Here is a 13,346-nt window from a genome sequence, read left to right as displayed (position 1 = left end):
CCTGGGGGACGATGTGCTGCCGTTCGGTCGCGGTGGCGCCGGTCTCCGGGCGGGACCGCGGCCCTTCGGTGCAGGCCGGCCCCGCGGCCGGCCCCAGGGAGTTCGTGAATCCCGGTCGGCCGGCCGTCCGCCTCAGAGTAACCACATGAGCGCGCCCGCGCTCGATGGAACGCATCACACCGTCGAGATCCGGACACAGTGGCCCGGAGTGCCCCATTGCGGGCACTCCGTGTCGTCAACGGCGGTCGACGGTCACCACTTTCCGGGCGCGTAGTCCTTCAGGAAGCAGCCGTACAGGTCCTCGCCGGCCTCGCCGCGCACGATCGGGTCGTAGACCCGCGCCGCGCCGTCGACGAGGTCGAGCGGGGCGTGGAAGCCGGCCTCGGCCAGCCGCATCTTGTCCGGGTGGGGCCGCTCGTCGGTGATCCAGCCCGTGTCGACGGCCGTCATGAGGATGCCGTCGGACTCGAACATCTCCTGGGCGCTGGTGCGCGTCAGCATGTTGAGCGCGGCCTTCGCCATGTTCGTGTGCGGGTGCCCCGCGCCCTTGTAGCCGCGGCTGAAGACGCCCTCCATCGCGGAGACGTTCACCACGTACTTGCGGCGGGCCGTGGACGCCGCCATCGCCGGGCGCAGACGGCTGATGAGGATGAACGGGGCGGTCGAGTTGCACAGCTGCACCTCGAGCAGCTCCACCGGGTCGACCTGCTCGACGGTCTGGATCCAGCTGTTCACGGGCGCCAGGTCGGGCACCAGGCCGCCCGCGTCGATGGCCGTGCCGGCCGCGATCCGCGCCGGGGTCGCCGAGCCGCTGACGAGGGCCAGGTCCGTGACGTCCTGCGCGGTCAGCCCGTCACCGGTGCGCGCCGACGGCAGGGCGGCCACGCTCTCGACGGCGCCGCTGCCGAAGGTGCCGATGACCTCGGCGGCCGGCAGCTCGCCCGCCGGCAGCGGCGCCGACTCGGCGGCGACCAGCTCGCTGTACGCCTGCCGGGAGCGGCGCACGGTCTGCGCGGCGTTGTTGATCAGGATGTCCAGCGGACCGGCCGCGGCGACGGAGTCCGCGAGGGCGACCACCTGCGCCGGGTCGCGCAGGTCGATCCCGACGATCTTCAGCCGGTGGATCCACTCGTCGCTGTCCGGCTGGGCCTTGAAACGGCGGATCGCGTCGTTGGGGAAGCGCGTCGTCACCGTCGTGTGGGCGCCGTCGCGCAGCAGCCGCAGCGCGATGTACATACCGATCTTGGCGCGGCCGCCGGTGAGCAGCGCGCGGCGGCCGGTGAGGTCGGTGCGGGCGTCGCGGCGGGCCCGGTTCTCGATCGCGCACGACGGGCACAGCTGGTGGTAGAACGCGTCGACCTGGACGTACCGGTCCTTGCAGATGTAGCAGGAGCGGGGGCGCTGGAGGATGCCCGCGATCTCGCCCGCGGCGGAGGAGCTGGGCAGCAGGCCCTGCGTCTCGTCGTCGATGCGCTCGGCGGAGCCCGTCGCGGTGGCCTCGGTGACCGCCCGGTCGTGCGCCGTCTTGGCGGCCCGGCGCTCCTGGCGGCGGCGCTGCTTGACGGTCCGGTAGATGCCGGCCGTGGCGCGCCGGACGGCGATCGCGTCGGGGTGGTCGATCTCCAGCTTGTCGAGCTCGTCGAGCACGCTCAGGCAGACGGCCAGACGCTCGGGGTCGATGCCCGGCCCGTACGCGTGGTTGTCTTCTGTCACCGTCATGGCCGCTGCCGTTCCTCGATCACTCGTTTGCCACGTTCCAAAAGTGGCACTTTACGGAGCCGACGCCCCGCCCGCCAAACCCGGCTTGCGCGGGGCGCTCCGGGGCGGGCTGTCGAACACGCAGTCGCCGCACAGTCCGCCGCCCGGTGTGCGGTAGTACAGGCAGCAGGTACGGCGCCGCAGCGCGGGCGGGCGGACGGTCCCGGCGAGGTCCGGGTCGTCGAGCAGCCCGGCGGTGAGCGCGGCGGCACGGCGGGCCGCGTCGGGGCGGCCGTGGCGGTCCGCCCAGCGGGTGAGCTCGCGCAGGGCGCCGCCCAGCGCCGACCCGGCGTTGCCCCACAGGAGCCGCCCGGAGACGGGCCCGGCGGCCCGCAGGGCGTCCGCGAGCGGGACGAGGTGGCCGTACTGGACGACCCGGCGCAGCTCCGGCACGGTGCCCGGGCGGGTGGCGGTGCCGGACCACCACAGCTCGTCGGGCGTGGAGCGCGCCGGGTCCCAGTGGAGCGTGGCGGGCGAGAGGTCCGGTACGACGCCGTACAGCGCGGCCGACCCGAGCGTCACCGACCAGAGCCGGGCGGCGAGGCCGAGCTGCGCCATGGAGGCGGCGACCCGGTACTCGGGCGTGCGCAGCCCGTCCGCGATCCGCGCGACCCGCACGGCGAGGGGGCCGCCGCCGGGAGCGGGGGCGGCGGTGGCCGACCGGGCGGGGGCGCCGTGGCCGTGCCGGGCGGCGTACGCGTCGGCGAGGGGGACGTAGGGGCCGGGTCCCGGCGGCTCGGTCGCCAGGACGAAGAACCCGCCGACGGCGCTCAGGCCCCGCAGTTCGTCGGCGGTGAGCGCCCGCGCCTCGGTGTCCATCCCGTGCCCTCCCCTGGTGCCGCCCGGCCGGGCACCACGGTAGCGGTGCGGGGCCGGGCGGGGCGCGGGGGTCAGAGGTCGACCCCGCCCCTCCTGAGGTAGGCGAGGGGGTCGATGTCGGAGCCGTAGCCGGGTCCGGTGCGCACCTCGAAGTGCAGGTGCGGGCCGGTGCTGTTGCCGGTGGAGCCGGAGCGGGCGATGCGCTGGCCGCTGGTGACGGTCTGGCCGGCGCGGACGGTGAGCGCGGAGAGGTGGGCGTACTGGCTGTACTTGCCGTCGTCGTGCCGGAGCACGATCTGGTAGCCGTACGCCCCGGCCCATCCGGCGGAGACGACGCGTCCGGAGGCGACGGCCTTCACGGAGGTGCCGGTCGGCACGGGGAAGTCGACGCCCGTGTGGTAGCCGGAGGACCAGGACGAGCCGGGCTTGCCGTAGCGGGTGCCGGGCGCGGAGTCGACGGGCGCGCTGAGGCCGTCGGTGCGGGGCTTGGAAACGGCGGGCTGGGTCCGGGGCTTGGCGGCGGGCTGCTGGACTCTGGGCTTGGCGGCGGGCTGGGTCCGGGGTTTCGCCGCGGGCTGCTGGGCTCTGGGCTTCGCGGCGGGCTGGGTCCGGGGCTTCGCGGCGGGCTGCTGGGCTCTCGGCTTGGCGGCGGGCTGGGTCCGGGGCTTGGACTGGTCGCCGCGGGTCTTGGGCCCGGCCTTGTCCGAGGGGCCTGCCGTGGGCTTGTCCGGGGCCTTGGTGGAGGGCCCGGTGCCCGGTCTGGGCTTGGCGGGGGCCGAGGCGCGGAGGGTGAGCTTCTGGCCCGGGAAGATCAGGTCGGGGTCGTCCCCGATGACCGTGCGGTTCCGCTCGTACAGCCGCTGCCAGCCGCCGGGGACGCGCTCGTCGGCGGCGATGCGGGACAGCGTGTCGCCGCGGGCGACGGTGTAGCTCTCGCGGCGCTGGTTCGGAATGGTGGTCGGCGTGGCGGGCCGGTCGGCGCGGTCACCGCGGGTCTGGGTGCGGACGGCGGGCGCCTTGGCCCGGTCGCCGTCGTCGCCGGTGCGGCTGTCCGTGCGGACGGCCGGCTCCTCGCCGCCGCGGGTGAGCCCGGCGCGTTCGGAGCAGGTCGGCCAGGCGCGCGGGCCCTGGCCCTTGAGCACCTTCTCGGCGACCGCGATCTGCTGGTCCTTGGTCGCCAGGTCGGCGCGGGGCGCGTAGCGGGTCCCGCCGTACGCCTCCCAGGTGGACTGACTGAACTGGAGGCCGCCGTAGTAGCCGTTGCCGGTGTTGGTGTGCCAGCGGTTGGTGGACTCGCAGGCGGCGACCTTCTCCCAGACGTCGACGGACGCCGCGTGGGCGGTTCCGGCGCCGATCAGCGGCAGGGCGCTGCCGATCGTGACGGTTAACGAGGCGCGGTTGAGACGGCTCGGCTGCTGCCGGCGGTGTCGTCCCCGTACGGCCATGGCGGTACCCCCCTGTGCACAGGTCAGCAGCCGCCCAAGCTAGAGGCGGGCGCCACGGCGTGACAAGGGGGCGCACAGAGCGCAGGGGGCGCGGACCGCCCCGTACGTGTACGGCGGTCACGGCGCCGGGCGCGCCGGGGGTCCCGTACCGCCGCACGGGTAGGCCCGCACGGCGCGTCCCCGCGCGTGTGCTCCCCCGCCGGTCCGGCCGGCGGGGTGCCGGTTCAGCCGAGGGGGCCCGGGGACGGGTCGGGGTCGGGCACCGGGTCGGGTCCGGGGGGCTTGGGCACGGGGTCCGGCGTGGGCACCGGGCCGGGTGCCGGATGCGGCGGCGGGGTCGGTACGGGCCCGGGGCCCGGCGGCGGCTCCGGCGGGGGCGCCGGGTCGGGCACGGGGGCCGGGTCCGGCATGGGCGGCACGGGATCGGGTCGGGGCTCGGTCATGGCCTCTCCCTGGGGACGGCGGTCACTGCCCTGTCGAGGGTCTCGCGCTGCGCGTTCCCCCGCACGCCCAGGCCATGCCCGCCGGGCCCGTACGGGATACGGGCGTCGGCGGGTCCGGTGGCCGTCGTGGTCAGCGGTCGGTCGGCACGGCGTGGGGGCTGCGCGCGGTGTCGGTGCCCGGCACGGGGGCGGAGGCGTCGGAGCCGAGCTCCACGATGCGGTTGGCGCCGTCGACGTGGACGACGCGCGGCACGAGCGCACGGGCCTCGGCGTCGTCGACCTGGGCGTAGCTGATGAGGATGACCAGGTCGCCGGGGTGGACCAGGTGCGCGGCGGCGCCGTTGATGCCGATGACCCCGGACCCGCGCTCGCCCTCGATGACGTACGTCTCCAGGCGGGCGCCGTTGTCGATGTCGACGATGTGGACCAGCTCACCGGGGAGCAGGTCGGCGGCGTCCATCAGGTCGGCGTCGATGGTGACCGATCCCACGTAGTGCAGGTCGGCCTGCGTCACCGTGGCCCGGTGGATCTTCGACTTGAACATGGTTCGCATCATCGAGGTACTCCCAAAGATAGGCTCCCTGCCTGCTCTCGCAGGTCAAGGGCGGTATCCGCAGAGTACAACCATCCGCGTGTCCGGACAGCTGCCGCCAGGTGTTTGAGGACTCACACTTCTTCCTGAGGGCGTAGCCCGTCACGGCTCCGTCGGCCCTTCGGCCTGCACCAGTGAGCGGCACCGCGTGGACTCCTCCGGACGCATGTGGTCCAGGGGCAGGCGATCGACTTCGGCGCCCGCGTGACAGTGGGGACGGGAGTCACGGTGCTCATGGAGGAGGAAGCGGTCCGGATCATCCGCTACGTCCGCCGGCCCACCACCACACCCCGGCGGCCCACGTACACGTGTCGGCCCGGTTCGGAGAACGGGATGTGACCGGTTCTCCGTTGGTTCCGCACATCCTGGAGCTTTTCGATACGGAGACCGGCCGGGCCTGGTGTAATCCTCGGCGGAGGACCGAGGTTCAAGGGGGAGCGCGGAATGCAGGCCAAGGAGACGTTGTTCGCCGATCTCATGCAGGGCCGGGCCCAGCAGTTCCAGGTGCCGCTCTACCAGCGGACGTACTCCTGGACCGAGAAACACCTCAAACAGCTCTGGAGCGACGTCCTGGAACAGGCCGGGCTGCTGGAGTCAGGTGAAGAGAAGGGGAGCACGCACTTCCTCGGCTCGGTGGTGCTCGCACCGTCGCCGCAGAACGACGCGACGTTCCCCCGCTGGCTCGTCGTCGACGGCCAGCAGCGGCTGACCACGCTGTCCCTGGCGCTGGCCGCCATCCGCGATCACGTCGCGGACACCGCGCCGGTCGAGGCGCAGCGCATCGACGAGCAGTACCTGATCAACAAGTGGAAGAGCGGCGACGACCACCTCCGCCTGCTCCCGACACAAGCGGACCGGAAGCAGTTCGCCGCCCACATCCGCGGCCCCCTCACCGACCAGGACACCGGCAGCGGCATCGCCACCGCCTACGCCTTCTTCCGCAAGAAGCTCGTCGAGGCGGACGATCCGGCGGCTCCGCAGGACGTGTTCCGCATCGAGCAGGCGATCACCTCCCGGCTCGCGCTGGTGGCGGTGACCGCCGAGCGCGGCGACAACGTGCACCGCATCTTCGAGTCGCTCAACAACACCGGCCTCAAGCTGAGCCAGGCCGACCTGCTGCGCAACTACCTCTTCATGCGGCTTCAGGCCCGCGGCGAGCACGTCTACGAGAGCTACTGGCTCCCGCTGCAGAAGAGTCTGAGCAACGATGAACTGGAACAGCTCATGTGGCTCCAGCTGGTGCTCGACGGGGACGACCGGGTGCGCCGCCAGGACCTGTACGCGGCCCAGCAGAGGCGCTTCGAGGACACCAGGGCCGACGAGGCGGAGATCGAGGAGTACATCAGGGAACTGCACCGCCGCAGTGCCCACTTCCGTCGGCTGCTGCACCCGGAGGAGGAGCCCGATCCCGCGGTCCGGGCCGCGCTCCGCCGCCTGGACGCGTGGCAGGCGGCCGTCACCTACCCCGCCCTGATGCTGCTGTTCGACCGGCGCGAGCGCGGGGAGCTGGACTCCTCCGAGACCGCCCGCGCCCTGGCGTACATCGAGAGCTTCCTCGTCCGCCGGATGATCTGCCGGGTCCCGACCAACAACCTCAACCGGATCTTCCAGGCCGTGCCCGGGCAGCTCCCGCTCGACGTACCCGTCACCGAGGGGCTGCACCGGCTCCTCTCCTCCGAGAACCGCTTCTGGCCCGACGACGCCGAACTGCGCGAGAAGATCAGGACGGCGCCGTTCTACCAGTACGGCCGGTGGCAGCAGCGCAAACTGGTGCTGCAGCGGCTGGAGGAGAGCTACGGGCATCCCGAGCCGGTCGACTTCGCCGCCGCGCAGCTCACCGTCGAGCACGTCATGCCGCAGTCGCCCGGCGAGGAGTGGCTGCGCGCGCTGGGTGAGGAGGCCGACGAGGGCGAGACCGCGGAGGAACTGCACGCTCGGTTTCAGCACACCCTCGGCAACCTGACGCTCACCGCGGTCAACGCGGAGCTGTCCAACCACCCCTTCGAGCGCAAGCAGGACTTGCTGCGGTGCAGCCATCTGGAGATGAATCGCCGCATCGCCGCCACCGAGCGCTGGGGCGTGCGCGAGATCCTGGCCCGCGCCGACGAACTCGCCGACCACGCCATCGCGTTGTGGCCGGCCCCGCTGCGCGGAGTCGGCCGTGCGGAACGCAACCGCGACTGGCAGCTCGCCCACCAGGTCCTCGCCGCGCTCCCCCACGGTACCTGGACCTCGTACGGTGACCTCGCCGCGTTCCTCGGCTCCGGCGCCCAGGCCGTGGGCAACCACCTGGCCAACACCCCCGGAGTGGTCAACGCGTACCGCGTCCTCACCTCCGAGGGCAAAGTCTCCGACGGCTTCCGGTGGGCGACGCCCCAGGAGGCGGGAGGTGATGACGTCCGCGCCCGGCTGGCCGCCGACGGCATCCGCTTCACGGCCGCCGGGGCCGCCGACCCGGCCCAGCGGCTCACCGCCGAGGAGCTCGCCTCGCTGCTCGCCGGCACGGACGACGACCGGGCGGACGGCGAGGACACCGCCCAGGACGGAACCGCGGAGACACCGGGCGAGGAGACCCGCGCCGAACGGTTCTTCCGCCAGCTCGCCGCGGACGACTCCCCCGAGACGGTCGAAGCGGTCCGCGCGCTCTTCGCCCACTGGGAGGCGCTCGGCGGCTGGATCGGCCACGGCGCGGGACATGTCACCACGAGCGCGTACCTCATGCTCGGCAAGGCCGGCGGCCCCGGTCGCGGCATCTGGCCGATGACGCTCTACCCCGGTGCGGGACGCGGCGGTACGGCGGAGGTGGTGTTCCAGTACATGGCCGCACGGGAGCCGTTCACCGACCGCGCGCTGCGCGCCGAGCTTCTCACCCGCCTCAACGCCCTGGACGGCGTCGACATCCCGGAGGGCAAGCTGGAGCTGCGCCCCAACGTCCGGCTGTCCCTGCTGGAGAAGGACCGCAACCTGAAGCTGCTCACCGAGACGCTGACGTGGTTCAGGGACCGCTGGGAGAGCCGGGGCTCCTCCTGAGCGGTGCCCGCCGGGCGCACCCTGCCCGCACCGTCCTGCCGCCCGGCGGGTACGGCTCGCAGCCTCACACGTGGCCGTCCCCGCCCGGCACCGCCCCCGGACACGTGGACGGCCCCGCGGCGGGTGCCGTGGGGCCGTCTCGTGGGGTGCGCGGTCATGGGCGCGGGCCGGGCCCGGTCGCCGTCACGTCGCGCGGCCCGCCTCCAGGTACTGCTCGTAGACCTGGCGGGAGAGCGCCGCGTAGGCGTGGAGAGCGCGGGCGGATTCCCGCACCTCCGGACTTCCCCCGGCGATCAGCCGTTCCGCCCGGAGCAGGATGTCGTCGAGGAAGGCGAACACATCGGTCTTCGGAGGGTCGAAGACCCCGTGCTCCACCAGGTTCGCCGCCGACATCAGGTACTCGTCGGACACCAGCAGATCGGTGCGCAGGTCCCGCGTCTCCTCGTCGACTCCCTTGGGGGGACGTACGAGTTGGCGCCAGACGCTGTAGGAATCGAGGAAATCCATGGGCTCCGCGGCTTCTTCCCGTTTCTAGTGGTCGTCGTCGTACCAGAAGCTGACGAGCTTGCCGTTGTGGACGATGCCTCCCACGCCTCCGCCGGGTGTCGTGTACTTGACCCCCTTGCTGCCGTCGGCCAGTTCGATGAGCTTCGCGTTCATTCTGGACTTGGCGGGGTTCGACTCCAGCCACGCCTTGGCGTCGGCCTGGTACTCCGCCTCCGTCTTGCCGAGCGGCTTGGCGTGCTTGTCGTAGTGGTGTGCGAAGCTCTCGGCGAGCGTCCGGTTGGGGGACGTCCAGACGGTGGCCAGTTCCTCGTCGCACGGCGTGGCGTTGTGGACGAGTACCGGTGTCCCGGCCGCCAGCACGTAGTACGTGTGGAGATCGTCGACCGTCAGGTTGTACACCCGCATCGGCTCGGTGTACGCGCGGATGCCGACGAGTTCCCTCAGCTCGCCCCCGGGGGTGCGCAGCCGGTCGCCCGCCGTGAGGTACTCGGCGTCCACCCAGTGCCCGCGGCTCGCGACCCAGAACGGGTGCCCGTCGGTCGCCGTGACCGTTCCCGTGGCGTCGCCCGCCGGGCCGTCGGTGTCGACGGTCAGTTCCCGCAGGCTCTTGGTGCCCTCGCCGGTGATCAGGTCGGTGACGGCGCGGCTCTCGGTCCTGCCCGTGAGCGGGTCGGTCGCCAGGACGTGCTCACCGACCCGTACGTCCTCGATGGGCTTGCGGGCGCCGTCGGCCATGAGCACCGGCGTGCCCGGCGCGAAGCTGTTCTTCTTGCCGCCCGGCGCGCACGGCGGCGGGTTCTTGCGGAACTTCTCGAGGATCTCCTTGCTCTTGTCGACCAGCTTCTTCGCCTTGGCGGAGTTGTCGAGGAAGTCGTCGAGCCCGCCGACGATCCTGATCAGCGCCTTGGTGATCGCCGGGGTCTCCTTGATGACCTTCAGCGCCTTGCCCCAGGGCAGGGAGCCGACCACGGCCCAGAAGCAGCTCTCGAAGTTGCCCTCGCTGAAGCACTTCTTGATGTCCTCGAAGAGGAGGTCGACAATGATCTGCCCACCGTTCTCGATGAGGAAGTCCGCGAGGTCCTTGGCGGCGAGTGCGCGTGCCTTCTCCAGCTCCTCCGGTGTGATGCCGGCGAGCTTCAGGGCCTCCATCTCCGCTTCGGTGAGGTCCCCGAGCGAATCGCCCTTGCTCTCGGCGGCCTTCGCCGCCGCCTCGCGGGCCTTGCGGTCCTGTTCGCGCTGGTACTCCTCGGCCCGCTTCGCGGCCTCGTCCGCCTCGTGGGCGTAGCTGTTGGCGTTCTTCGCCGCCGCCTCCGCCGACTTGGCGTGGCTCTCGGCCGACTCGGCGAACTTGTTCGCGTCGGCGGCGTCCTTCTCGGCCTGGGCGGCGGCGCCCTGGGCGACGCTCGCCTCCTTCTCGGCCAGGTTGGCGGCGCTGTTGGCGGCCACGGCGTGGCTGTCGGCCTCGGCGGCGGCGCCCCGGGCGCGGGCCGCCTCGGCCTCGGCCTGGTCGGCGGCGTTGCGGGCCGCCGTCGCGTCCGCGTAGGCCTGGCCGGCGGCGGAGCGGGCGAGCTTCGCGTCGGCCTGCGCCTGGGCGTCCGCCTCGTTGGCGCGGGCCGCGGCGGCCCGTGCCTTGGCGCCGTCCTCGGCGGCCTGGGCGGCCGACTTCATGGCCGCTGCGGCGGAGCGGGCGGCCTTCGCGGAGGAACGCGCCGCGTCGGCCGCGGCCTTGAAGGCCGGGGCGACCTGGGCGTTGGCCCGCTTGGCGGCGGCCTCCGCCGCGTCGGCGGCCTTCACGGCCTCCGCGGCCTTGGCGTCCGCCGAGGCGACCTGCTCGGCGCCCATCTGCTCGGCCGCGGCGGCGACCGCCGCGGCGAAGTCGGCGTCCGCGTCCTTGCCGGTGAACGGCGCGGTGATCGCGATGGCCGTGTCGGCCGGTTCGGCGATGCCCGCGGCGGTGCTGCGGGCCGCCGCCGCGGCGGTCGTGGCGACGGTCGCCTGGACCCGTGCCATGGCCGCCTCGCGTACGGCGCCCTGAGCCTCCTCCTTGGTGCGGTTGGCGGCCTGGAGGGAGTTGCCCGCCTCCATGGCGGCGAGGCCGGCGAGCCGGGCGGACTCGTGCGCGGCGATGCCGGCGCGGGCCTCCTGGGCCGTGGCCTCGGCGGCCTTCTCGTCGGCGCGGCGGGCGGCCGCGCGCGTCAGGGCCGCCTCGGCCTCCGCCTTGTTCGCGGCGGCGTTCGCGGCGGCGGCCGCGGCCTCGGCCTTGTTCGCGGCGGCGTTGGCGCGCGCGGCGTGGGCGGTCGCCTCGGCGGCGGCGGCCCGTGCCCGGGCGGCGGCCCCCGCGGCCTCCGTGGCGGCGGAGCGGGCCCGTACGGCCGCGCCGCTCGCGGTGTCGGCGGCGCCCCGGGCCTGCCGGGCCGCGGTGCCCGCCGTCTCGGCGTCGGCTCGGGCGGCGTCCGCGGCGGCGCGGGCCACACCCGCGTCGACGGTGCCGCGGCCCGCGGCGGCGAGCGCCTCGGTGGCACGCGCGCGTGCCTCCTTGGCCTGGTGGTTCTGCTCCGCCTTGAAGGCGGCGTTCCGGGCGTTGCGGGCGTTGGTCTCCTCGGCCCTCGCCCGGCGGTCGGCCTCGGCGGCGATGCCCTCCTGGTGGGCCGCGTCGGCGCGCGCGGCGGCCGCCGTGGCGGCGGCGGCCTGGGCCTGTGCCCGTGCCGCGGCGGCGGTACGGGCCTCGGCCTCGGCACGCGCGCGTGCCGCGGCGGCGATGTCCCGCTCGCGTTCCGCGCGGGCGCGGGCGGCTGCGGCGAGGTCCCGCTCCCGCTCGGCGATCTTGCGCTGCTCGGCGGCGATCGCGGCCTGCCGCTGCGCCTCGACACGGGCCTCGCGGGTCTTGCGGGCGTGCTCCCACGCCGCGCGCTCCGCCTGCTCGGCGGCCACCCGGGCCTGCTTGGCCCGCTCGGCGGCGGTCGCGGCGACCTGGGCCTGCTTGGCGGCGGCCTCGGCGAGCCGGGCCGCGGCCTTGGCGTGCTCCTCGGCGTTGGCGCGCCACTTGGCGGCCTGCTGCGCGTGCAGTTCGGCCTGGTTCTTCGCGTTGAGCCCGGCGGCGTCGGCGGCGGTGGCGTCGACCGCGTGCCGTGCGGTGGCGGCGGCCTTCGCGGCGGCGTCCGCGGCGGAGGCGATGCCGGACGCGACCTCGGACCACTGGACGCCGTGCTCCAAGCCCGTGCCGACCAGGACGTCCGCCTGGACCTTGGCCTGGGCGGCGGCGATCCCGGCGGCCTTGGCGGCGTCCTCGGCGTACCCGACCTGGCGCGCGACCTCCGCCTTGACCTGCGCGTAGTCCGACAGGCGCTTGCCGGCCCGGTCGGCCGCCAGCATGCGGTCCGCCTCGCGTGCGGCCGAGGCGGCCGACGACATGGCGTTGGAGGCGTCCTTGAGCGCCTTGACGGCGTCGCCGTGCGCGGCGATCAGCTTGGTACGGGCCTCGGCGGCGACGGCGGCCTTGCGGGCGAGGTCGCGGAGGCGTTCGGCGGCCTCCTGCGCCTCCTTCTGCGCCTTCTCGTGCGCGGCCCGGTCGTCGGCGTCCTGCCTGGCCGCGGCCTGGTAGCCCTTCTCCAGGAACTCCGCGATGACGGCGGCGTCCCCGGACTCCAGCGCGGCCAGCGCGGCCCGCTTCACGGCGGGGCCGCCGACGGAGGCCAGCATCTCGACGCGCTTGCGGTTCTCCTCGGCGCGCTTGGCGGCGTTCTGCCGGTCCGCCTCGTCGCGCTGCCTGGCGATGGCCGCGCCGAAGGCCAGGAAGTCGGCGCGGTCCTGAGCCGTGCCCTTCAGGACCCGCTCGACCTCGGCGTCGAAGAACGGTCCGCCGGTGCCGCGCAGGGCCTCGATCGTGCGGCGGTTCGTCCCGTCGACGTCGGCGCGCTTGTCCTTGGCGCGCTGCCGCGCCTCGGCCTCCCCGCGCTCCAGGAAGTCGCGGACGGCGTTCGGGTCGGTGCTCGCCAGCGCCGCCTTGGCGGCCTCGCGGACTTCCTCCTCCTCGTCGAACTCCGCGAAGTCCTCCACCAGTTGGCGGTCCCGCTCGTCGCTCAGGCGCTGGAGCTCGGAGGTGGCGGCGGGTGCCGGAGCGTTGTCGCTCGGCGGTTTCACCGCCGCCGCGAACCGGTCCAGCGACTGGAGCGTGCGCGCCGGCGACATCTGCTCGGTGCGTACCGAGGTCGCGGCCGCGGCCTCAGCGGTGGCGGTGCCGAGCACCGCCACGGCGATCGCCGCGGACACCGCCTTCCGTACGCGCGCGGCCGCGCTGACGCGCGGCCCTCCGGCTCTGGGCCGGAACCTTCCCCTCACGGGAAACCCCCCTAGACGAATGATCGTGGAAATCCCGCCCCGGTCACGGGCGGGTGGTCGTTGGGCCGCCACGCGGCCCGGCCGGTGCGTGTCCCCCGGCCGGTACGTGTCCCCGGCCGGTACGTGTCCCCGGCCGGTGCGTGTCCCCGGCCGGCAGGGCCGACCGGCTGCGGCTGCGGCCCTGGTCGTGGGCCGGGCGGGCGGCCGGGGTCGGCCCCCGGTCAGGGGCGGACCGGCTTTCCGGTCCCTGGTGCGGGCCACTGGCTTGGCTGCCCCGCCCCCGGTCACAGGGCGGTGGCTGCCCGTCCGGCCCCCGGTCAGGTGCCGACCGGCCCTGCGCGTGACGGGCCACCCGCTTCCGGCTCGGGCCCAGGTCAGGGGCCTCGCGCCGTCGCGGGCAGCCGTCACTCCCCC

Annotated in this window: 8 protein-coding genes; 1 reads left to right on the top strand and 7 read right to left on the bottom strand. The window is 74.3% G+C overall.

Translation table 11 applies throughout. From position 1 onward, the window contains the following. Positions 1-252 precede the first annotated feature (252 nt). From ACSUPT_RS26785 to panD, 5 genes are all read right to left on the bottom strand, one after another. Positions 253-1,719 carry an SDR family NAD(P)-dependent oxidoreductase gene (locus ACSUPT_RS26785; protein WP_351966238.1) on the bottom strand — a complete coding sequence of 489 codons (1,467 nt, stop codon included), beginning with the start codon at positions 1,717-1,719 and terminating at the stop codon, positions 253-255. A gap of 51 nt (positions 1,720-1,770) precedes the next feature. After that, complete coding sequence (locus tag ACSUPT_RS26780; RefSeq protein WP_399218214.1) at positions 1,771-2,577, bottom strand: (2Fe-2S)-binding protein; 807 nt, start codon at positions 2,575-2,577, stop codon at positions 1,771-1,773. 71 nt (positions 2,578-2,648) lie between these two features. Further along, positions 2,649-4,022 (bottom strand): transglycosylase family protein, encoded by a 1,374-nt coding sequence (locus tag ACSUPT_RS26775; RefSeq protein ID WP_436945855.1) that lies wholly within the window; start codon positions 4,020-4,022, stop codon positions 2,649-2,651. Between the two features lie 224 nt (positions 4,023-4,246). Next, positions 4,247-4,465 (bottom strand): hypothetical protein, encoded by a 219-nt coding sequence (locus ACSUPT_RS26770; protein WP_351966241.1) that lies wholly within the window; start codon positions 4,463-4,465, stop codon positions 4,247-4,249. A gap of 130 nt (positions 4,466-4,595) precedes the next feature. Next, complete coding sequence (panD, locus tag ACSUPT_RS26765; RefSeq protein WP_351966242.1) at positions 4,596-5,021, bottom strand: aspartate 1-decarboxylase; 426 nt, start codon at positions 5,019-5,021, stop codon at positions 4,596-4,598. Positions 5,022-5,501: 480 nt separating this feature from the next. On the opposite strand from panD, the gene ACSUPT_RS26760 reads away from it, so the two are divergent. Continuing rightward, positions 5,502-8,087 carry a GmrSD restriction endonuclease domain-containing protein gene (locus ACSUPT_RS26760; protein WP_361662096.1) on the top strand — a complete coding sequence of 862 codons (2,586 nt, stop codon included), beginning with the start codon at positions 5,502-5,504 and terminating at the stop codon, positions 8,085-8,087. Positions 8,088-8,270: 183 nt separating this feature from the next. On the opposite strand, the gene ACSUPT_RS26755 is transcribed toward ACSUPT_RS26760, so the two are convergent. Together ACSUPT_RS26755 and ACSUPT_RS26750 are read right to left on the bottom strand one after the other, a co-directional pair. Next, complete coding sequence (locus ACSUPT_RS26755; protein ID WP_351966245.1) at positions 8,271-8,594, bottom strand: hypothetical protein; 324 nt, start codon at positions 8,592-8,594, stop codon at positions 8,271-8,273. A 24-nt stretch (positions 8,595-8,618) separates the two neighbouring features. Further along, complete coding sequence (locus tag ACSUPT_RS26750) at positions 8,619-12,863, bottom strand: polymorphic toxin-type HINT domain-containing protein (RefSeq protein ID WP_436945854.1); 4,245 nt, start codon at positions 12,861-12,863, stop codon at positions 8,619-8,621. Positions 12,864-13,346: the final 483 nt, after the last annotated feature.

It is taken from the genome of Streptomyces sp. SudanB25_2051, from assembly GCF_964272635.1.
Taxonomy (GTDB): domain Bacteria; phylum Actinomycetota; class Actinomycetes; order Streptomycetales; family Streptomycetaceae; genus Streptomyces.
The sequence above is the reverse complement of the archived record's forward strand: the minus strand, read 5'-3'. Positions and strand labels throughout refer to the sequence as shown.